Here is a 21,237-nt window from a genome sequence, read left to right as displayed (position 1 = left end):
GTCCGCTCCCGGCCTCGGCCACATGGAAGGAAGCATATGACCGATCCCCAGGAACACCCCCCGGTTCCCACCCCTGGAAGCGCCCAAGGCCTGGACAGCAAGGTTGAGGGCGGATGCCCCGTTGCCCATGGCAGCGTGACCTCGCACGGCAGCGAGAGCGAGAACCCGGCGATTGACTCGCCCCAGCCGAAGGGGCACCGGCCGCGGACCGTCGCCGACTGGTGGCCCAACCAGCTGGACCTCTCGGTGCTCCACGCCAACAACCCCAAGGGCAACCCGCTTGACCCGGGCTTTAGCTACCGTGAGGAATTTCAGAAGCTCGACGTCGAGGCACTGAAGCAGGACATCACTGAAGTCCTGACCACCTCCCAGGACTGGTGGCCCGCGGACTTTGGCCACTACGGCGGCCTGATGATCCGCTTGAGCTGGCACGCCGCCGGCACCTACCGCGTCTATGACGGCCGCGGCGGCGCAGGCGACGGCAGCCAGCGGTTCGCGCCGCTGAACAGCTGGCCGGACAACGCCAACCTGGACAAGGCCCGGCGCCTGCTGTGGCCCGTGAAGCAGAAGTACGGCCAGCAGCTTTCCTGGGCAGACCTGCTGGTCCTCGCTGGCAACGTAGCCCTTGAGTCCATGGGCTTCAAGACGTTCGGCTTCGCCTTCGGCCGCGAAGACGTGTGGGAGCCCGAAGAGATCTTTTGGGGACCGGAGGACACCTGGCTGGGCGACGAACGCTACATCGGCGAGGGCCAGATGTCGGAGGAGGTCGGCTCCACGGAGATGGGCCTGATCTACGTCAACCCCGAGGGGCCGATGGGCAACCCGGATCCCAAACTGGCGGCAGCCTTCATCCGTGAGACCTTCAAGCGGATGGCGATGAACGACGAAGAGACCTTCGCGTTGATCGCGGGCGGCCACACCTTCGGCAAGACCCATGGTGCGGGCCCCGCGGATGCGCACGTGGGCCCCGAGCCGGAGGGCGCGGACCTTGAGGCGCAGGGCCTTGGCTGGCTCAGCACCTACGGCAGTGGCAAGGGCGGCGACACCATCACCTCCGGCCTCGAGGTCACCTGGACGGACAAGCCCACCGAGTGGAGCAACCGCTTCCTGGAGATCCTGTTCGAGTACGAGTGGGAGCTGGTCAAGAGCCCCGGCGGCGCCCACCAGTGGGTTGCCAAGGACGCCCCGGCCATCATCCCGGACGCGCACGACCCCAACAAGAAGCACCGTCCCACGATGCTGACCACGGACCTGTCACTGCGCGTCGACCCCGCCTACGAGGCAATCGGGCGGCGCTTCCTGGCGAACCCCGATGAGTTCCAGCTGGCCTTCGCGAAGGCCTGGTACAAGCTCCTGCACCGTGACATGGGACCGGTGGGCCCGCACATGCTGGGGCCATGGGTCCCGGAAGCGCAGCTCTGGCAGGATCCCGTTCCGGCTGTGGACCACGAGCTGATCAACGAGCAGGACATCGCCTCGCTCAAGGCATCGCTTTTGGACTCGGGACTGTCCGTCTCCCAGCTCGCGACCACCGCATGGGCCTCCGCGTCCACCTACCGCAAGACCGACAGGCGCGGCGGCGCAAACGGGGCACGGATCCGGCTGGAACCACAGCGCGGCTGGGAAATTAACGAACCTGAGCAGCTTTCGACGGCGTTGCAGGCAATTGAGCGCGTGCAGCAGCAGTTCAACTCAGCTCAGGCCAACGGCAAGAAGGTTTCTCTTGCCGACCTGATCGTCCTCGGCGGCTGCGCCGCTGTGGAGAAGGCCGCGGCCGACGCCGGGTTCCCCGTCACCGTGCCGTTCCGCCCGGGACGCACCGATGCCGCCCAGGAACAGACCGACGTCGACCAGTTCCAGTACCTGCAGCCGCGGGCAGACGGGTTCCGCAACTACGTGCGCCCCGGCGGGAAGCTCCCGCCGGAGACCCTCCTGCTGGACAAGGCGTACCTGCTGGACCTCTCCGCACCCGAAATGACGGCACTCGTCGGCGGCATGCGTGCGCTCGGAACCAACGTGGGCGGCTCGGCCCACGGCGTCCTCACCGACAAGCAGGGAGTACTGACGAACGACTTCTTCGTCAACCTGCTCTCCCCCGGCACCAAGTGGAAGGTGTCGGAGGCGGAGGAGAACGTCTACGAGATCACGGACGTGGCCACCGGCGAGCTGAAGTGGACTGCCACCCCGGTGGACCTGGTCTTCGGCTCCAACTCCCAGCTCCGGGCATTGGCCGAGGTCTACGCAAGCAATGACGGCCGCGAGAAGTTCGTCAACGACTTCGTGGCCGCCTGGGTGAAGGTCATGGAGGCTGACCGCTTCGACCTGCGCTAACCCCCGGGTTACCAACGAAGCGTCCGGTCCGGCTGCAACTGCGGCCGGTCCGGGCGCTCCCCGCAGGGGCATCGGCCGCATGCCCGCGGCTAGGATCAGGACATGCTGTCCCTGTCAGTGGTGATCCCGTGCAAAGACGACTCCATCTTCCTGTCGCGCTGCCTGCAAGCCCTGGAAGCCCAGACGGTGGCCCCGCTGGAAGTCATCGTTGTGGACAACAATTCCGCCGACGACAGCGCGAAAGTAGCCACCAGGTACGGTGCCCGGGTACTTCACGAAGCAGCGCCCGGCATCGCCGCCGCTGCTTCTGCCGGTTACGACGCCGCCCTTGGTGACGTGATTGTCCGCTGCGACGCAGACACCATTCCGCCGCCTGGCTGGCTGGAACGCATCGCTGCCCGCTTCACCCGTGAGCCAGAGCTGGCGGTCCTCACGGGGCCCGGCGACTTCTACGACGCCGGCCCCATCCGTTCCAGGCTCGCCGCACTCGCTTACATGCAGGCGTACTTCGTTCTCATGGGCTTCGCGATGGCCCATTGGCCGCCCTTCGGATCGAACTGCGCCTTCCGGCGCGAGGATTGGGAGGCTGTCCGCGGCCGGATCCACCGTGACGATGTGGGCGTGCACGACGACGTCGACCTCGGCTTTGCGCTCGGCCCCACCCAACCCACGGCCTACGACCGCCGGCTCCGGGTGGGCATTTCGGCGCGCTCCCTGGCCGGGGGCGCTGCCGGGCGCCGCCGCTTCCGGCGTGCGTTCCACACACTCGCCCTGCACTGGCGCGTGGCACCGCCGTGGGAACGTTGGAAGGTAACGCTCGGCGCCCGCCGCGAGCGCCGTCGTCGGACACCACTGCAGCGGTGATCACCGCGTAGTTGAGCTGAACCTCGCGGGATAGAGCAGCGGCAGTTGGAGGGTCAGCCACGGGCTAAAGGCCCACGGCGCCGCAGCGACAGCAGCGGTGACCTGCAGCGGATCGGCCCACTGCCACTCCATGACCTCGTCATCCCGAGGGTTCAGGGGGGACGCGGCTCGGGCCGTGTAGACGGGGCAGATTTCGTTTTCGACTACTCCTGAGGCGTCCACGGCCCTGTACCGGAAGTCCGGCAACCGGAGCTCCAGGGACTCCAGGCGAAGCCCCAGCTCATACCCGGCCCGCCGCGCCACTGCGTCTTCGGTAGTTTCCCCCGGGCCGGGGTGTCCGCAGAACGAGTTGGTCCAGACGCCGGGCCACGTGCGCTTGGACAGGGCGCGCCGGGTGATGAGGATGCGGCCGTCGTCGTCGAACACATGCGCCGAAAAGGCCAGGTGCAGTGGTGTGGAGGTGGAGTGCACTGTTTCCTTGGCCTGGGTTCCGACGGGCGTGCCGTCATCGGCAGCCAAGACAACCAGCTCCGGCGTGTGGTTCATTTCCCTCCAAAGGTCCTCGCGTGTTTACTTTACCTATGGACAAGGAGACCACGCTGTCTAGTTTCTTCGACAGCCGGCTGGTGGACGACGTCCTCACGTCCTTTTTCGCCCGGTCCAAGTCCCGCGCCGAAGCAATGCACCCGGACTACCTCGCCATGTGGGAGCACCTCGAAGCCTGCACGGCGGGCGGGAAGCGTTTCCGGCCCCGCCTGGTCATGACCGTCTACAGCCTGCTCGGCGGCAACGATATGGCGACGGCGGCAACCGTCGCCGCGTCCTTCGAACTGTTGCACACCGCCCTGATTGTGCACGACGACGTGGTGGACCGTGACTTCGCCCGCCGCGGGGTGCCCAACGTCTCAGGCACCTACCGCAACCTCGCCGCAGCCCGGGGAACCGGCCCATCCCGGGCAGAACATACGGGCCTGTCAGTCGGAGTGATTGCCGGTGACCTTGCCCTGTCCAACGCCTACCGGCTCCTGGGGGAAGTGGACGCGGACCCCGCCACCCGGCAGCAGCTGGCTGACCTTCTCGACGAGGCCATCTTCGCCTCCGCCGGCGGCGAATTGCTTGATGTGCTTGCTCCGTTGGACCCCAACCCCCAGCCCGTGGACGACGTGCTGGATATGGCGCGGCTGAAGACGGCCGTCTACTCCTTTGAGGCTCCGCTCCTGGCCGGAGCAATCCTTGCCGGCGCTGAAGACGGACTGCTGGGCGCGCTGGGCGAGTTTGGCCGCTGCATCGGCACCGCGTATCAGGTGGCCGATGACCTGATTGGAGTCTTCGGGGACGAATCGCGGACCGGCAAAGTGGGGTGGAGCGACCTGCGGGAGGGAAAGCGCACCGCGGTGATCTCCTATGCGGCGGCGCAGCCCCAGTGGCCCCGGATCGCGGAGCTGCTGTCCGCCCCGGACCTCACCGCCCCGGGCGCGGCGGAGGTCCGAGGACTGCTGATCGACTCCGGTGCCCGTGACCGGACCATGCAGCTCGCCGCCGATCTTACTGACCGGGCGGAACAGGCACTTGACCAACCGTGTGTGCCGCAGGCTATCCGGGACGGCCTGGCACCCATCACCGGGGCTGTCACTGAACGGATTGCCGCATGAGCCAGGACCGCGACGCGTTGGCAGAGTACACGAGTACTGCCATGAGGGCCTCCGCTGTGGTGTTGCGCTCCTACTCCACCTCCTTTGGGCTGGCTTCCCGCCTGTTCGGCGACAGCGTGCGCCGCCAGGTGGAGTCTGTGTACGCGCTGGTGCGGGTCGCGGATGAAATTGTCGACGGCGTCACCTCCGCCGCAGGCCTGGAACCTGCCGAGACCCGGCGGCAGCTCGATGAATTCGAGCGGGAAACGGAACGCGCCCTGGCCCTGGGGTACAGCGCCAACCTGGTGGTCCACGCCTTTGCAGACACCGCGCGCCGGACGGGCATCGGCACGGACCTCACCCGCCCGTTCTTTTCCTCCATGCGCGCTGACCTTGACCAGGTTGAGCACACCCCGGAGTCTTTCGCCGAGTACGTTTACGGGTCCGCCGAAGTGGTGGGCCTGATGTGCCTGAAGTGCTTCCTGCACGGGCAAGCCGTGAGTGCCGTGGAGAGGGAACGGCTGGAGCGCGGTGCCCGGCACCTTGGCGCCGCCTTTCAGAAGGTCAACTTCCTCCGGGACCTCGCCGAGGACTTCACGTCATTGGGCCGCAGCTACTTTCCCGGCGTCTCCCCCGCCAACTTTGACGAGGCGCACAAGAAGCAGCTCCTGGCCGACATCGACCATGATCTGCAGGAATCCCGTGCCGTGCTGAGGCAACTGCCGCCGTCCAGCCGGCGTGCGGTGGCCCTTGCACAGGAACTCTTTGCAGAACTTGCCGAGCGGATCCGGGCGACGCCCGCGCCGGAGCTGATCCGCGCCCGGGTCAGCGTCCCGAATACCGTGAAGGCGCGGATCGCCGTCGCCGTCCTCACCGGCAGGCGTGGACTGGAACCGGCCTCCCCGGACACCAGCCGGGTAGGGGCACAGTGAAGGCAAGCACGCCCGCCGGAACTGCCGTCGTCGTCATCGGCGGCGGCATCAGTGGCCTGGCCACCGCCGCGCTGCTGGCCGCAGAGGGCTACCGCGTCACCGTGCTCGAGAAGCAGGACGTTGTAGGCGGCCGCGCATATTCCTGGAGCGAGGACGGCTTCCGGTTCGACGCCGGTCCTTCCTGGTATCTCATGCCCGACGTGATCGACCACTACTTCCGGCTGCTGGGAACCTCTGCCGCTGAGCAGTTGGACCTGGTGAAACTCGATCCGGCGTACCGGCTGGTCTCTGAAGGGTTCAGCGATCCCGTAGACGTGCCGGGCGGGCGGGGCCGGGTGGTGGAACTCTTCGAGCGGCTGGAACCCGGTGCCGGCGTCCGGCTGGAGCGGTACCTCGATTCCGCGGCCGATACCTACACCATGGCAACCCGCCGGTTCCTCTACTCCACGTTCGAGTCCTATGCCTCCTTGCTGACGCCGGACGTGCTGGGCCGCCTGCCGCGCCTTGCCCGCCTGCTGCTGGAACCGCTGCACAGCTACGCCCGGCGCTACGTGTCGGATCCCCGTTTGCAACAGATCCTCGAGTATCCGGCAGTGTTCCTCGGAACTTCGCCGTTCACCGCGCCGAGCATGTACCACCTGATGAGCCATTTGGATCTCGACGACGGCGTGCTCTACCCCATGGGCGGGTTCGCCCAGCTTGTGGACGCTTTGGAGCGGCTGGCCAGGAGCGCCGGTGTCACCATTGTGACGGGCGCTGAAGTGCTCGGGATCGACACCACTCCCACAACGTCCCGGAGACGCCCAGCGGCGGTGCGGGGCGTGCGCTACCAGGCCGGTGACGGGACCGAACAGACTCTGGCAGCGGACGTCGTCGTATCCGCTGCGGACCTGCACCACACCGAAACCGAGCTCCTCCCCCGGAACCTGCAGACCTACCCCGAGCGGTACTGGTCACGGTCCACCGCCGGGCCCAGCGCCCTCCTCCTCTACCTGGGCGTCCGCGGTGAACTGCCCCAACTGCAGCACCACACCCTGCTCTTCACCAAGGACTGGGAGGAGAACTTCCGGGCGATTTTCGGCAAGGACACCTTTGTCCCCGCGCCCGCGTCCCTGTACGTGTGCAAGCCCAGCGCCACCGACCCCGCCGTTGCCCCGGATGGACACGAGAACGTCTTCGTCCTGGTTCCCATCCCCGCAGACCCCGGCCTCGGCGGCAGCGGTGATGACCGGCTCGAACGCGTGGCGGACGCTGTGATCCAGCAGCTCAGCGACTGGGCCGGAATACCGGACCTCGCGCAGCGGATCGTGTTGCGGCGCAGCTACGGCCCCGAGGACTTCCGGCGCGACTACCACTCATGGAAGGGCACCTCGCTGGGACCGGCGCACACGCTGCAGCAAAGCGCTTTTTTCCGCGCCGGCAACGTAAGCCGCAAGGTCCAGGGGCTGTACTACGCGGGCGGTTCCACCATTCCGGGGATTGGCATTCCCATGTGCCTGATCAGCGCCGAACTGGTCATCAAGCGGCTGCGCCGTGACCTGAGCACAGGTCCCCTGCCGGTGCCGCTGCGCCCGGGCAGGGTGCGGGAGAACACGGACGCGTGATGCCCGCCGCCTACTTACTGTTCCTGCTCGTGTCGCTGGGCTGCATGGTGCTTCTCGACCAGCGCCTGCGGTTGTTCTTCTGGCGTGATGCCCGCCGGGCAGCTGCCGTGCTCATAGCCGGGCTGGTGTTCTTTTTGGCGTGGGACCTGGCGGGAATCGGGCTTGGTATTTTCTTCCGCGGACACAACGAGACGATCGGGATCGAACTCGGCCCGGAGCTGCCCCTGGAGGAACCCATCTTCCTGGTCTTCCTCACCTACCTCGTGATGAACCTCTTCCTGCTGTTCCAGCGGGGCCTCCAGGCCCGGTCGCGTCCAACCGAAAGGGTGAGGGAACGCTCATGACCTACTGGGCGCTGAACTCGGTGTTCCTTACCGTGGCTCTTGTTGTGGGCAATGCAGCGGTGGCCTTGAAATTGCGCGGCCGGGGCCGCCGCGTGGCACTCGGGGCAGCAGGCTGCACCACCGCCGTCGTGCTGGTCCTGACGGCCGTGTTCGACAACCTGATGATCGCCGCCGGGCTCTTCACCTACTCCCCCGACCATACTTCGGGTGTCTCCGTGGGCCTGGCACCGCTGGAAGACTTCGCCTACCCGGTGGCCGCGGTGCTTTTGTTGCCCTCTCTATGGATTCTCCTGGGCGAGCGTGCAGAGCGGGGGCGGGCATGAAGACCCTGCGCACGCTGCTGGTCTCCTCCCGCCCGCTGTCCTGGGTGAACACGGCCTTTCCATTCGGAGCGGCCTACCTGTTGACCTCTGGGCAGATCGACCTTGCTTGGGTGATCGGAACACTGTACTTCCTGATCCCCTACAACCTGGCGATGTACGGGATCAACGACGTCTTCGACTACGAATCGGACCTCCGGAACCCGCGCAAGGGAGGTGTGGAAGGCGCTGTGCTGGACCGGACCATGCACACCATCACCCTCCGCGCCGCGATTGCCACCAACCTGCCGTTCCTCGCGGCGCTCGTGCTGCTCGGCGGGCCGGCCTCGTGGCTGGTGCTGGCCGTCAGTATTTTTGCGGTGGTTGCATACAGTGCGCCCGGGCTGCGCTTCAAGGAGCGCCCGTTCCTTGATTCGGTCACGTCCAGCACGCACTTTGTGAGCCCAGCGGTTTACGGTCTGGTGCTGGCACAGGCAGAGTTCACAGGGGCGTTGTGGGCGCTGCTGGCTGCCTTTTTCCTTTGGGGCATGGCGAGCCAGGCGTTCGGTGCTGTGCAGGACATCGGCGCCGACCGCGCCGGCGGCATAGCGTCGATCGCCACCGTCACCGGCGCCCGCGCCACGGTTCGGTTCGCCATCGCCGCTTACCTGGCCGGCGGCGCACTGATGCTGTTCACCCCATGGCCGGGACCGCTGGCAGCGGTCCTGGTGCTGCCGTACGTGATCAGCATCCTGCCGTTCGCTTCCCTTGACGACGACAAAGCTGAACTTGCACACCGGGGCTGGGAGCGGTTTCTGTGGCTGAACTACGGCACCGGGTTCTTCGTCACGATGCTGCTGATCTGGTACGCGGCGGTCCGCTGACAGGTACTCCCGGGCCGGTAATCTGGTCCGGAAGTTTGGGCCGCGGCTGGGCCCGCGGTTCTAGTCGGCGGCGGCGAGCTGGCCGCAGGCGCCGTCGATCTCTTTGCCGCGGGTATCCCGGAGGGTGCAGGGCACGCCTGCGGCGCGGAGCCGCTCGATGAACTCCTGCGCCACCGGCTTGTCAGAAGCGGTCCAGATGGAGCCGGGGGTCGGGTTGAGCGGGATCGGGTTCACGTGCACCCAGCCGCGGCCGCGCTGGTTAAGCTTCTTGGCCAGCAGGTCCGCACGCCAGGGATGGTCGTTCATGTCCTTGATCAGCGCATACTCGATGCTGACCCGGCGGCCGGTCTTGCGGTAGTAGTTGTAGGCCGCGTCCAGCGCCTCGTCCACCTTCCAGCGGTTGTTCACCGGGATCAGCTCGTCACGGAGTTCGTCGTCCGGAGCGTGCAGGGACAGCGCAAAGGTGACAGGCAGGTCTTCGTCAGCGAGCTTGCGGATGGCCGGGACGAGGCCCACCGTGGAGACAGTGATGTTCCGGGCAGACATGCCCAGGCCCTCGGGTGAAGGGTCCACGAAGCGGTGGAGGGCAGCCATCACGCGCTTGTAGTTGGCCAGCGGTTCGCCCATGCCCATGAACACGATGTTGGTGACCCGCTCGCCGTCGTGCTCGTTCTCGCCCAGCTCGCCGGCGGCGATGGCGCGGTTGGCAGCGACTACCTGGTCAACAATCTCGGCGGTAGACATGTTGCGGGTCAGGCCGGCCTGGCCGGTGGCGCAGAAGGGGCAGTTCATTCCGCAGCCGGCCTGGGAGGAAACGCAGAGGGTGATGCGGCCGGGGTAGCGCATCAGCACGGACTCCACGAGCGCACCGTCAAACAGACGCCAGAGGAACTTGATGGTGTCCCCCTTATCGGTCCGCAGGCGGCGTACCTCAGTGAGCAGCGGCGGGAACATTTCGGCGACGAGTTCCTCACGTCCGGCCTTGGGCAGGTCACTCATGGCGTCCGGGTCCGTGGTCCAGTGCTGGAAGTAGTGCGTGGAAAGCTGCTTAGCCCGGAAGGCGGGCACGCCAAGCTCCTTCAGCTTCGCGGCGCGCTCGGCCAGGGTCAGGTCCGCCAGGTGCACCGGCGGCTGCTTCACGCGCGGGGAGGCGAACTGGAGGAGCGGCCGGCCCTCGGCAGTGCGTGCCTGCTCCCAGCCCTCGGCAGTGGGACGGACCTGCGGGCGGGTGCTGTCAGCAGCCTCGCCCTCCCCTGCGCGGGGGCGGACGGGAGTCTGGGAGGAAGGAGTGGGGGAAGTCATCCTATCAATGATCGCATGCTGGTTTTCATTTGGGGAATCGGGGCGCTATGATTCCGCTCTCGCTGGAGCGCGGGCCGGCTGCAGGCAACTCCGCGGGCACCGGGTGGGTCCTATCGTTCTGCCGGTGTGGCTGCTTCTTCCGGGACGTATCCGTCGTAGCGGACGGCCTTGAAGAGCACGCTGAAAACCACCAGGTCGTAGATGACCCAGGCGACGTTCACGAGCGTGCCCAGCGGTTCGTTCATGCCCAAGGCGAGGCGGACCAGGCCGATCACGCCGGCGCCGGCGAGCATTCCCATGGCGATGAGCTGTGGCCGGATGAGGTGCCAGTCGCGGCTGTTGCCTTCCTTCACCTTCGGCGTGACGGCGAACCCGAGAGGCCGGCCGAACCAGACGTTGCGGGCCGCGGTGGTGCAGGCCTTGATCCAGGTGGGGAACAGGGCCAGGGAGTACTGCTGTCCCCGCCATGTTTTCGCGCCGCGGCCTGCGTAGGCAAAGAGGATCTGGTTGGCCACCATGAAGGGGATGAACCTGATGAAGAAATCGGTGCTGAGGCTCGTGACCGGCAGGATGCCCAGGACCAGGTAAATAATTGGGGCCGCGATGTAGACGACGGCGGCGAACCCGGACAGGTAGCTCCACATGGTGGCGAAGTACATCAGCCGCTGGGCGCCGTTCATGCCTTTCTTGGTGAGGGGGTTTTCCCGGAGCAGCACCTGGATGGTGCCCTGGGCCCAGCGCAGCCGCTGGGTGAGCATGGTTTTCAGGTCCTCCGGTGCCAGGCCGAGGGCCAGGATCTCGTGGTGGTAAACGCTCTTCCAGCCGAGCGAGTGCAGGCGCATGGAGGTGGCCATGTCCTCGGTGACGGAGATGGTGGCCAGCGGCATGAGCGGCTGCGCCTCATCGCCGCGCTCCACGGAGATCGCTTCCAGAACCGCCTGCACTGATTCGAGCGCACCCAGCGGGGACCATTGCCGGGAGGACAGTTGCGCCACCGCATTGTCCACTTCCTCGGGGGACAGCTGCCCATGCCCGGCGTCCAGGTCCATAGCCCGGATCTCGGCGAGGTCTGCCTGCAGGGCGGAGAAGTCCGCGGCCACGAGCTCTGCAACGGCAGCGTCCACCGTGCGGCGCAGGTCATAGGTGATCTCGCTGTACGACCGCCCGGACTTGAGGTCCGCTGCCGCTTTTGTGGTTGCCCGTTCCACTTCGTCAAGCAGCCGGGCGACCGTGGGATTGGCGGCCTGGGTGGATTTGCGTGCATGACGGAGCGCTTTTCGGGAACCATTAAGGGCGCTGCGGATGTTCCGGTCGACCTCGGCGACGTACCCGGCAAGGCCCAGTTGCATGAGCGCCTCACGCCGCAGCAGCGCGTTTGAGCCGCAGAAAAACGCGGCATTCCACCCGTCTTTGCCCTGTTGTAGTGGCCCGTAGAACAGCGGCGCCTGGCTGCCCAGCGGATCGTCGTCGGGAACGTTGATGAACCACTGCGGGGTCTGGACCAGGGCGACCCTGCGATTGTTGAAGTATCCCAACGTTCGATCGAGGATCTCCGGTTTCGGAATCTGGTCGGCGTCCAGGATCATCATGAACTCGCCCTGGGTCATCATCAGGGCGTTGTTGAGGTTGCCGGCCTTGGCGTGGCGGGGGAGGCTGGAAGTCCAGTCAGCACTGCGGGTCAGGTACCCCACACCGTGCTGCGCAGCTGCTTCCCGCATTTCCGGCCGCGCACCATCATCCAGAATCCAGGTTTTGTGGGGATAGCGGATCCTTTGGGCAGCCAGTGCGGTGTCCATTACCATCTCGATTGGCTCGTTGTACGTGGTGATGAAGACATCCACCGTCAGTCCGGGAGGGGCTTCCGGCGGTGTTCTTTCCCTCAGCCGCCACATCGTCAACCCAAACAGGCACACGTCGATCAAACTGTACGTTTCGGCAAGCACCAACGGCACCGCAATCCACCACGCCGACCAGTTGAGGGACTCCAGCCACCGCCAGGCCACATAGTTGACTCCAAGGATTACCGTGAGCACCACCAGCAGGCGAAGCACGAAACGATGCACGCTATCCCTCCTGTATACGGCCGGGCGTGTACGCAACCGGGCAACGAGATCCGATGCGCTCCCCTCGACGTCATCAGGCGCCGGGAACCGGCGCGGTAGTCCACCAGCCTAGTCCAGGCCACCGGTTTGCAGACAGGGGCAACAGGGAAAGGGCAGGATAGTACCTACTGCCAGTGGACTCTGAGGGAGAACATGACTTTCAACCTGCGGCGGTTCCCGCCCCTGCCGATGCTCACAGCGCTCTTTGTCCTCCCGCTACTGACGGCGTTGCTTCTGACCACTGCTGCACCCGCCCGGGCTGCCAGCCCGTCGCCGACTCCGCCGCCCACACCCGGGGCATCAGGTGGGGGCCCTTACCTCGGTGCGCTGCTGGATTGGTCCACGGACTCACCGGCCGCCTACGAGGATCGGCTCGGGACCCCGGCTGCGCTTTACGGCCGGCCGGTGCAGTTGCCCATGAGCGAGCAGGAACAAGGGTTCCTGCGTTCATACTTTGGCCAAGTCGCCGCCCAAGGTGCCCAGGCGTTGCTCACAGTACGGCCCGACGTTCCATTGACGGACGTTGATGACCCCCTGGCCTCGGCACTGGCAGCGCAGGTTGCTGACGCGGCCCAGGGCTATGAAGGTACCGTGTTCATTCGTTTCGCCCCGCTAATGAATGCCACCTGGGTACCTTGGGGGCAGCAGCCCGAGGCCTACCGGGACGCCTTCCGCGTCCTCAGCGCGGCAATGGATGACGAACTCGGGGATCCGGTGATGGTCTGGTCCCCCACAGCGGCTGAGGACTACCCCTTCCGGGCTCCCTCCCCCACCTCGCCTGCGGGCGGGGCCCTTGGGGCACTGGATACTGACGGCAACGGGGAGTTCAACTTCAACGATGACGCCTACGCCCCCTACTATCCCGGTGACGACGTCGTTGACTGGGTAGGGCTGTCCGCCTACCACGACAAAACTGACGGGACACTGGAGCCCAATACTCTGCCTCAGCCCGGAGAGTTCGAGGCGCTGCTGGGCCCCGCCACCTCCGCCGGGGCCGCCGCGGAAAACTTTTACGGCGCCTATGCCTCCGCCCGGAACAAACCCTTGATGGTGGAGACAGCAGCTTTCTACAGCCCCGACGTCAGCGGCGGGCCCACCGAAACGGACATCAAAAACAATTGGTGGGACCAGGTGATGAAAGCACCTGGCAACGGATACGACCGGATAGAAGCGGTGGTGTGGAACGAAACGGCCGAGCAACGCCAGCAGGGAACAGTCGCAGTGGACTGGCGATCCACGCACACTCCCGACCTGGCCGGCGCTTTCGCCCAGCGCATCACAGCCACTGGTACGGTAACCGGGCCGGTCTTTGAGCAATCAACCCTGGACGGGGCGGCGGCGCCTGCCACGGGAACCGTCCTTAACGGATCCGCCGCGTGGGTAACAGCTGCCGCCGGCCTTGCCGGGGCCCTTGCCCTGTGCCTGCTGCCCCTCTGGGGTCCGGTGCGCCGATGGGCCTATGCGGTCGATTCCCCCCGCGACGCCAGGATCGACATGCTGCGCGGGGCAGCCATCATCTTCGTCGTCGTAAACCACGTAGGACTTACCTCATTCTTCCAACTGCTGACTCAGGAAACCATCGGAGTGGTCTCCGGAGCCGAACTGTTCGTACTCCTATCCGGAGCCGTCCTGGGCCTGGTCTACGGCCCCCGGGTCAAAGACAATTTAGGTGACGTGGTGGACCACACCAGCAAACGGGCGTGGAAACTTTACCTCACCGCACTGGCGGTCGTGCTGCTCGTCTTCGCCCTGAGCCGCCTGCCATTCCTGAACGCCACCGCCGTCACCACCTTCACCGACCAGGGCACCGGCGCAACGGGCGCCGGGGGCGTAGGGTCCACCTACAACCTGTACGCAGGGATGGAGTCGCTGTTCCAGTTTCCCGTCCCCGACTACCTCATACCGTCACTGCTGCTGCTGCAGTTGGGGCCCTGGCAATTCAACGTCATGGGCCTCTACGTGATCCTCCTGGCCATCAGCCCCCTGGTGCTCGTAGCACTCAGCCGGGGACGGGCCTGGCTGGTTCTCACCATTAGCCTGGGGCTCTACGCCGTGGGAACCATCACCCAGTTCCGGCTGCTGCCCTCACAGTTCGAGGATTCCTTCCCGCTGCTGGTCTGGCAGGTGCTGTTCGTCCTGGGCATGGTCGCCGGCTACTACCGCGGCCAGATCGTGGCCTGGTTCTCCCATCACCGGCAAAGAACGCTGCTTTGGGCATGCGTCCTCCTGACGGCCGCCCTGGCGATCTTCTCCTGGACCAGCACCTACTACTCAAACGCCTACGATGTCAGGCTGGCGCTGCTGCCCGAACAAACCTTCCGCACCATCTATGAGGGCTTCTTCGAACGCACCTACCTCGGCCCCGGCCGACTGCTCAACGTCCTGCTGATCATCATCACCGGGTACGCCCTGCTCAGCGCCTACTGGAAACCACTTGAGCGGGCCCTCGGCTGGTTCCTCATCCCCCTTGGCCAGGCAACGCTCTACGTCTTCATCCTCCACGTCTTCCTGATCCTCGCCGCAGCGAATATCCCGGCGCTCCGGCAAGATGACATCTGGCTCAACACCGCCGCCTACGTGGTGATCCTGGCCGTTCTCTGGGTCATGGTCCGGACCCGCTTCCTTTTCCGCGTAATTCCACGATAAGACCCACTTCCTGGCTATTGCACAGGTCGTTGCCCCAACGCTGTTGCAGACGGGACTACGGCGATAGCGGCTTGATTAGTTGTCCGCTGCCTACATTTGGCTGTGCGCGGCCACGGCTGGATCCGCGCCGACACGGACGCCGGACTCCAGTCCCGTGATGCCCGCCAACTCGGTGGGGGTGAGCGTGAGACGCACGGCTTCCAGGTTTTCCCGCATACGTGTGGAATCCGCTGACTTCGGGATGACGATTGTGCCTTGTGCGAGGTGCCATCCCAGCAATATCTGTGCCGGGCTGACACCGTACTTGGCCGCAAGTGACTTGACTGCAGCTGCCGTGAGGTCTGCGCCCTGACCCAGGGGACTGTACGCCTCCACGGCGATGCCGAGGGAGCGGCTTGTCGCGGACAGTTCCTCCTGCTGGAAGGTGGGGTGGATTTCGATCTGATTGACGGCCGGAACAACATCGGACCCTGACAGGAGCGTGTCCAGGTGGTCGGCCAGGAAGTTGGAGACGCCGATTGCGCGGGCCTGGCCGTCGGCGTAGAGCTTTTCCATTTCTTTCCATGCCTCCAGGAAGAGTCCCTGAGACGGTACGGGCCAGTGGATCAGATAGAGGTCCACGTAGTCGACCCCCAGAGCCAGGGCACTGTTATGGAACGCCTCTTTTGCTTTGCCCTGCTCGCCGTTGCGCAGCTTGGTGGTTAGGAAGATCTCCTCCCGGGGGATCCCCGACGCGGTAATTGCTGCCCCAACGCCGGCCTCATTTCGATAGGCGGCAGCCGTGTCTATGTGGCGGTAACCAGCTTCCAGGGCATCCTCGACAATGCGCTGAGTCTCCTCCGGCGGAACCTGAAATACGCCGAATCCGAGCTGCGGGATCCGGACGCCGTTGTTGAGGGTTACGGTGGGGACCGTTGTTCTTTGTGTTGGAAACGTCATTGTTTTCTTCCGTTGGTTCGGTTGGATGCACTTGTAGGAAATGCACTGGAGAGCCCGGCAGGAGTCTGTCTACGTGCGGTTACGCCTAAAGCATTCCGGCGGGTGTGACAAGGGACCGGCGGGAGTGCATGCTAGCACTCACTCCCGCTGAGGTCAGCGGTTGATCAACTGTCCTTCGGCGTCGAGGTAGTCACGCCAGGAACGCTTCGCCGTCCAACCGAGCATTCGTTGGGCTTTCGCGCTGGAGATGCCCGACGCATCGGAGCGGTCAAGGCCGCGCAATTCGATGCTGTCCCCGTAGTACTTGCTCAGGATCTCGGCGAAGTCGTGGCCGCCAACATTGTCAGGGGCAGCGATGTAGAAGACCTCGTGTCCGGGCAGGTCTGACTCCGTGGCCAACACGATGGCGTCGGCGAGGTCGTAGACGTCGATGTAGCTCCATAAGTTGGGGCTGAGGACCGACGCATCACGGATTTGCGGTCCGAGGTTTATCTGGTAGTTGCCCTCGAACTGGACCCAGCTGGGACGGATGGAGATGCACTGGACGTCCGAGCGGGCGATCGCCGCGTCCATGAGCTGCTCGCCGAAGTGCTTGGAGAGCGCGTAGGGGTCCTGCGGGTGGATCGGGTGCTCCTCGTCCACGGGGGCGTAGTCCGGGAGGAAATCCCGCTCGGGAAAAAAGAAGCCGGGGACAGTCTCACTGGAGATGTAAACAAAGCGCTTCACGCCAAATCGAATGGCGGCCTCGAGAACGTTGAAAGTCGCCATGAGATTGGTTTGGAATACAACGTGGGGCGGATGACCGGTGGGTTCGGGGATCGCAGCGATGTGTACCACGGCATCCACTCCACGGACGACGGCGTACGCTTCCCCTGCGTTGGTGAGGTCAGCCATCATGTACTTCGGAGTGCCTTCAGGCTTGCGCTCGAAGCCGGGACGGGTCAGATCGGTGGTTAATACTTCGTGCCCGGCGTCGATCATCGCCTGGGTAGCGGCCCGACCGACCTTTCCATGGGCACCAGTGATGAGGACCTTCATAATGTCTCCTAGATGGCGTCTAAATACATAGTTTATTGCCTGAACTATATGCGAGTAATGAATCAAGGTCAATGCCCGGCGCTTGATCCCGGCGGACTCCCCCTTACTAGGTTCTGTCGTTGACACCGCAGGGCGCCTCTCCCTAGGCTCCTGCCAGTGTGACCCCAGGATACGGAACCGAGAGGACAGTGCCATGGACCAGGACAACAGGCAGTTACGGGATCGGCTTGGGCGGTTAGGCTTCGGCGGCACCGGCGTGGGCAACCTGTACCGCTCCATTCCGGATGGGCAGGCTGCAGCAACGGTGGAGGCGGCATGGGACGCCGGCATCCGCTACTTCGACACCGCACCCCACTACGGGCTGGGCCTGTCCGAACGGCGGATAGGTGAAGTCCTTGGCAACAAGCCACGGGAAGAGTTTGTCCTCTCCACGAAAGTGGGCAGGGTCCTCGTCCCGTCACCTGCAACCAAGGACACAAAGGACCCTGACGGCTTCGACGTACCGGCCTACATGCGGCGTGAATGGGATCCTTCGGAAGCAGGAGTGCGGCGCAGCATCGAAGATTCGCTGGAACGGCTGGGCCTTGAGTACATCGACATCGCCTACTTGCACGACCCCGACGTCTACAGCATGGAAGACGCCGTGAGCTCCGCGCTGCCCGCCCTCGAAAAGCTCCGGGCCGAGGGCCTGGTGCGGGCCATCGGCGTCGGCACCAACACCGCCGGTGCAGCACTGCAATGCGTCGAAGCGGCGGACCTTGACCTCCTCATGCTTGCCGGTCGGTTCACCATGCTGGAACAGCCCGGCTCAGACGGCCGCCCCGGCGAGGGACTGCTGGACCGCTGCCTGGAACTCGGCACCGGGATGGTGAGTGTCGGCGTCTACAACTCCGGCATCCTCGCCAAGCCGGAACTGCCCTCGGACGCGCACTACAACTACTCCCCGGCAAGCGAAGGGGTCTTGGAGCGGGCCCGGCAACTGGCCGGCGTCTGCAAGGAACACGGGGTCGAACTTCCTGCTGCCGCCATCCAGTTCCCGTTCCGGCACCCCGCCGTCGTCAACGTCACGGTTGGCGCCAGCAGGCCCGAACAGATCAGCGAAAGCGCCAAGCGTTTGTCCACCAATATTCCGGATGAGCTGTGGCAGGACCTCCGGCAACGGGGGCTGGTCAATGTATGAGTCCAGCTCAGGGGTTTCTTTCGGAATCCAGGGATCCCGCAGGGAGCCAGCGTAGGATAAAACAGTAAGCCGTCAGCGTGATGCTGGCGGATTCCGACCGAAGGAGAAACACCATGGGTTTGGACGACAAGATCGGTAATGCAGCCGAGAAGCTGGGCGGCAAGGGCAAGGAAGCCGCTGGAGAAGCTACCGGCGATGAAAGCCTGAGGGCCGAAGGACAAGGCGATCAGGCCAAGGGGGACCTGAAGCAGGCCGGCGAGAAGATCAAGGACGCTTTCAAGAAAGACTGACTTCCCGCTGCAGGAAGGGCGCTGCTCCAACCGGAGCGGCGCCCTTTCCCTTTTCCTGCGGGTTTCCCGGGCCTCTCCCTACAGACAAGTGGACTCCTCGGTATTAACAAGTGGACTCCTCGGTATTAACGAGTACCGACTACTCGTGTACGTGCCGCCGGAGCAATTTAGTGTTTCTAGCAGCGGATCAATTACTTCCGCTGCCAAGGTCTCAGCCTCCGATTTCCCCGGCCACTTGCCAGGGATCAAGCTGGGGCCGGCGATGATGGTGTCCGTTCTGAGACCGCGGGCACCGCCCCCCAGCCATCGCCGGCCCCTCTCAATCGCCCGTCCGCCAGCCATCCGCGGGCAATGCCCGTCCTGGGCGTTGGCTGGCAGGGCAAGCACCGGCAGCACCTCGTTGTTAGAAGCCCCCACGCGAGTCTGGCTCAAGCGCGGGGGCTTCCGTTGTGCTTCCGCATCGGGGGGAACTTGGAAGCATCTAAAAATCTACCGGCTGGTAACCTTCCGGAAAGCCGGTTTGGGTCGACCGAATTGAATCTTGATTGAACCTTGAGCCGGGCCTGCAGGCGGCATCAGGCCGCCGGGCTTCAGTCCGTCTGCGGCTCTTCGGTTGCCTCGGGATCCTCTTCGGGTTCGAAGGTATTGGGCTCCGCATCGGCGCCAAGGCCCACGCCGTCCGCGCCCCCGGGAACACTGCCGTCCTTGCCCTTGCCGGGGGCCGCGCCCCCCTGCAGCTTGTCATCAGGCAGTGAATCGGGTGAGTTGATGGTCATTGCTCCTCCTTCTTTGGCCGGGCCTCCACGCTAACAGCACATGGCGCGAAAGGCGCGGACCAGGCCAAAGAATTTACGGCCGACGGCGGGCCGGCGCCGCCGCTTTCAGGATAATCTCCAGCCCGGGCCGGCTTCCCGGCCAGTGCCTTTCCAGCGCCCCGGGCCCGGCCCGCCGAAACACCGAGCGCAGCACCAATGCCACAATGACGACATCGTCCGCGTATCCGATCACGGGGATGAAGTCCGGCACCAGGTCAACGGGCGAGAGGAGGTAGGCGAGCAGCAGTGCCAGGAGCACCCGGACCCCGACGGCGACCGTCCGGTCAGCGGCCAGCCTCCTGATCAGCCGGAGCAGGTCCGGCAGCAGGCGCAGCGCATCCTTCATGGAGACGGTCTCGGGATGCCGGCGGGCGTACCACCACAGCAGGAGGAGCAGAACGGCGTACGCCAGCAAAAGGCCCGCCACGAGGCCGGCGACTGTTTCCCAGGACATCCGCACCTTTCTTGAAGCACCGACCATGGCCGGGTTCTTCAACGAGGGTACTCTGCCGAACGCTGTCGAGAAGGTGGTCCTGTCCCCGCTAAGCCCTAACCCCCGAGGTGATGAATGGTGAAGGCGGCAAGGAAGCCTACTGACGCCGTGAGCCCGGTTAGGTTGTGGTGTTCCTCGAAGGCCTCGGGGATCATCGTGTCCGCCAGCATTGCCAGGATGCCGCCGGCCGCGACTGCGGTAATGAGTGCCACTACTTCCCCGGGCGCGTTCTCCAGGGCGGCATAGCCCAGCAAAGAGGCCACCCCGCAGAGCAGCGCGATGCCGCCCCACATCCCGAACACGTAGCGGGCGCTCCTGCCGGCTTTCTTCATTCCGGCGGTTCCGGAAAGTCCCTCCGGAACGTTGGAGATGAATACCGCCGCCATCATCGCCGGACTGACCGCCCCGCCTGCCAGTATGCCAACGCCGAGGACCACCGATTCCGGCACGCCGTCAAGCAGCGCGCCCACGGCGATTGCCGTTCCGCTGCCGGGGTCTTCGGATTCCGACGGCTGCTGCCCGCCGGAGCGCTTTCGGTGCTTGGCCCCGGCCCTGGCCAGCATCATGTTGGCCCCGACGTACACCACGGCACCCGCCAGGAATCCAACCACGGTGGGCCACAGTCCGCCGCCCTGAACTGCCTCGTCAACGAGTTCGAATGCCAGGGCAGAAATGAGCACCCCTGATCCGAAGGACATGATCGAGGAAACCAGTTTGGCCGGCAAGTTCCAACGCCAGGAAAGCGCCGCGCCAATGACCAGCGCTGCTCCGGCGCCAGTCCCCCACAGCAGTGCCTGCGCCCACAACGGCATGTCCTCCAACTTTCCGGCCCCCAGCCGGGCCTTGAACCTTCGAACCGGCCAGGATCCGGAATCCCGCCGGGCTTGAAGCAGCCAGACTAATTCAGCGCCTTGCGGCACGGAGAATTGATGGGATTTTGAGGATAACCTTGCTGCCCGTTGACGCTGGAGGTCCACTCTGGAGGTATCGAACCAACAGCTTGCGGGGTGCAGGAAGTCATGGGAAACGAAACAGCTTTTGAAGACGTGAAGGTTGTGGCAGGCGTGCTGACAGATCAGCAGCCGCTCGACTTTTACACCCTGGGGCTGGCCGGCTGCATCCACCGGCTCACGGCGCCCCTCCGCCGGAACGGGATGGCGGTCGCCTGGGACACTCCGCACTGGGGCATCGAGATTCCGGCGGACTGCGCCCTTCTGCTCTACCAGTCGGCGCGCGAGGCGCTCAGTAACGCGTTCAAGTATTCGGAAGCGTCGCAGCTCAACCTGGGGCTCGCCGCCGTGGACCACGGCGTGCGCCTGGTAGTGGCCGACGACGGCAAAGGCTTCGACCGCAACCTCGCCACGTGCGGGCGCCACGGTTACGGCCTCAGGCTCATGACCGCGGCTGTCCACGAGGCCGGCGGCTCCGTGGACATCTGCTCCGCCCCGGGGCAGGGCACCACCGTGACAGTCACCCTGCCGCTTGACTAGGGACCCGGATGCCCGCCCTCCCCTTGACGGCAGGCATCCGTGATTCTGCAGTG

General features: G+C 65.2%; 19 protein-coding genes and 1 pseudogene. 12 read left to right on the top strand and 8 right to left on the bottom strand.

Features of this window, described 5'->3' with window-relative positions; genetic code table 11:
• Positions 1-36 precede the first annotated feature (36 nt).
• A complete protein-coding gene (gene katG / locus AC5RVN_RS10205) occupies positions 37-2,331 on the top strand; it encodes a catalase/peroxidase HPI (RefSeq protein ID WP_494137832.1) in 2,295 nt (764 codons plus the stop codon).
• Between the two features lie 102 nt (positions 2,332-2,433).
• Positions 2,434-3,195, top strand: a complete 762-nt coding sequence (locus AC5RVN_RS10200) for a glycosyltransferase family 2 protein (RefSeq protein ID WP_494042133.1) — start codon at positions 2,434-2,436, stop codon at positions 3,193-3,195.
• Here AC5RVN_RS10200 and idi read toward each other — a convergent pair whose 3' ends face one another.
• Positions 3,196-3,741 (bottom strand): isopentenyl-diphosphate Delta-isomerase, encoded by a 546-nt coding sequence (gene idi / locus AC5RVN_RS10195; RefSeq protein WP_494042132.1) that lies wholly within the window; start codon positions 3,739-3,741, stop codon positions 3,196-3,198. It lies immediately after the preceding gene.
• Positions 3,742-3,761: 20 nt separating this feature from the next.
• On the opposite strand from idi, the gene AC5RVN_RS10190 reads away from it, so the two are divergent.
• The 6 genes from AC5RVN_RS10190 to AC5RVN_RS10165 are packed head-to-tail and all read left to right on the top strand — an operon-like array spanning position 3,762 to position 8,889.
• A complete protein-coding gene (locus tag AC5RVN_RS10190; RefSeq protein ID WP_494137831.1) occupies positions 3,762-4,847 on the top strand; it encodes a polyprenyl synthetase family protein in 1,086 nt (361 codons plus the stop codon).
• Positions 4,844-5,758: a phytoene/squalene synthase family protein gene (locus AC5RVN_RS10185; protein ID WP_494137830.1), complete on the top strand. Its 915-nt coding sequence runs from the start codon at positions 4,844-4,846 to the stop codon at positions 5,756-5,758. Before AC5RVN_RS10190 ends, AC5RVN_RS10185 begins: the two co-directional genes overlap by 4 nt.
• The gene (gene crtI / locus AC5RVN_RS10180; protein WP_494137829.1) at positions 5,755-7,362 is read left to right on the top strand and encodes a phytoene desaturase family protein; all 1,608 of its coding nucleotides are present in this window, start codon (positions 5,755-5,757) and stop codon (positions 7,360-7,362) included. The genes AC5RVN_RS10185 and crtI overlap by 4 nt, the downstream gene beginning before the upstream one ends.
• A complete protein-coding gene (locus AC5RVN_RS10175) occupies positions 7,362-7,706 on the top strand; it encodes a lycopene cyclase domain-containing protein (protein ID WP_494042128.1) in 345 nt (114 codons plus the stop codon). Before crtI ends, AC5RVN_RS10175 begins: the two co-directional genes overlap by 1 nt.
• Positions 7,703-8,029, top strand: a complete 327-nt coding sequence (locus tag AC5RVN_RS10170; RefSeq protein ID WP_494137828.1) for a lycopene cyclase domain-containing protein — start codon at positions 7,703-7,705, stop codon at positions 8,027-8,029. Before AC5RVN_RS10175 ends, AC5RVN_RS10170 begins: the two co-directional genes overlap by 4 nt.
• Complete coding sequence (locus AC5RVN_RS10165; protein ID WP_494105068.1) at positions 8,026-8,889, top strand: prenyltransferase; 864 nt, start codon at positions 8,026-8,028, stop codon at positions 8,887-8,889. The genes AC5RVN_RS10170 and AC5RVN_RS10165 overlap by 4 nt, the downstream gene beginning before the upstream one ends.
• A gap of 60 nt (positions 8,890-8,949) precedes the next feature.
• On the opposite strand, the gene rlmN is transcribed toward AC5RVN_RS10165, so the two are convergent.
• Positions 8,950-10,191, bottom strand: a complete 1,242-nt coding sequence (gene rlmN / locus AC5RVN_RS10160; RefSeq protein WP_494042125.1) for a dual-specificity RNA methyltransferase RlmN — start codon at positions 10,189-10,191, stop codon at positions 8,950-8,952.
• 110 nt (positions 10,192-10,301) lie between these two features.
• Positions 10,302-12,254 carry a glycosyltransferase gene (locus tag AC5RVN_RS10155; RefSeq protein ID WP_494042124.1) on the bottom strand — a complete coding sequence of 651 codons (1,953 nt, stop codon included), beginning with the start codon at positions 12,252-12,254 and terminating at the stop codon, positions 10,302-10,304.
• Positions 12,255-12,446: 192 nt separating this feature from the next.
• Here AC5RVN_RS10155 and opgC point away from each other — a divergent pair, with 192 nt between their 5' ends.
• Positions 12,447-14,939 carry an OpgC domain-containing protein gene (opgC, locus tag AC5RVN_RS10150; protein ID WP_494042123.1) on the top strand — a complete coding sequence of 831 codons (2,493 nt, stop codon included), beginning with the start codon at positions 12,447-12,449 and terminating at the stop codon, positions 14,937-14,939.
• Positions 14,940-15,029: 90 nt separating this feature from the next.
• Here the strand turns inward: opgC and AC5RVN_RS10145 are convergent, their stop codons facing one another.
• Entirely contained in the window at positions 15,030-15,878 is an 849-nt protein-coding gene (locus AC5RVN_RS10145) for an aldo/keto reductase (protein WP_494137827.1), read from the bottom strand.
• A gap of 153 nt (positions 15,879-16,031) precedes the next feature.
• On the bottom strand, positions 16,032-16,916 hold the full coding sequence (locus tag AC5RVN_RS10140; RefSeq protein WP_494042121.1) for an NAD-dependent epimerase/dehydratase family protein: 885 nt from the start codon (positions 16,914-16,916) through the stop codon (positions 16,032-16,034).
• A gap of 193 nt (positions 16,917-17,109) precedes the next feature.
• Between AC5RVN_RS10140 and AC5RVN_RS10135 the strand changes: the two genes are divergently transcribed.
• Positions 17,110-18,096 (top strand): aldo/keto reductase, encoded by a 987-nt coding sequence (locus AC5RVN_RS10135; protein WP_494137826.1) that lies wholly within the window; start codon positions 17,110-17,112, stop codon positions 18,094-18,096.
• A 113-nt stretch (positions 18,097-18,209) separates the two neighbouring features.
• Positions 18,210-18,386, top strand: a complete 177-nt coding sequence (locus tag AC5RVN_RS10130) for a CsbD family protein (RefSeq protein ID WP_494042119.1) — start codon at positions 18,210-18,212, stop codon at positions 18,384-18,386.
• Between the two features lie 590 nt (positions 18,387-18,976).
• On the opposite strand, the gene AC5RVN_RS10125 is transcribed toward AC5RVN_RS10130, so the two are convergent.
• From AC5RVN_RS10125 to AC5RVN_RS10115, 3 genes and pseudogenes are all read right to left on the bottom strand, one after another.
• Positions 18,977-19,162, bottom strand: a complete 186-nt coding sequence (locus AC5RVN_RS10125) for a hypothetical protein (RefSeq protein WP_494042118.1) — start codon at positions 19,160-19,162, stop codon at positions 18,977-18,979.
• Between the two features lie 192 nt (positions 19,163-19,354).
• Positions 19,355-19,436, bottom strand: a pseudogene (locus AC5RVN_RS10120) (YkvA family protein); the annotation flags it as partial.
• 314 nt (positions 19,437-19,750) lie between these two features.
• Entirely contained in the window at positions 19,751-20,506 is a 756-nt protein-coding gene (locus AC5RVN_RS10115) for a ZIP family metal transporter (protein WP_494042117.1), read from the bottom strand.
• Positions 20,507-20,713: 207 nt separating this feature from the next.
• Between AC5RVN_RS10115 and AC5RVN_RS10110 the strand changes: the two genes are divergently transcribed.
• Entirely contained in the window at positions 20,714-21,184 is a 471-nt protein-coding gene (locus AC5RVN_RS10110) for a sensor histidine kinase (RefSeq protein ID WP_494042116.1), read from the top strand.
• Positions 21,185-21,237: the final 53 nt, after the last annotated feature.

It is taken from the genome of Arthrobacter sp. sptzw32, assembly GCF_059089735.1.
This window is presented reverse-complemented; position numbering and strand designations above follow the sequence as displayed.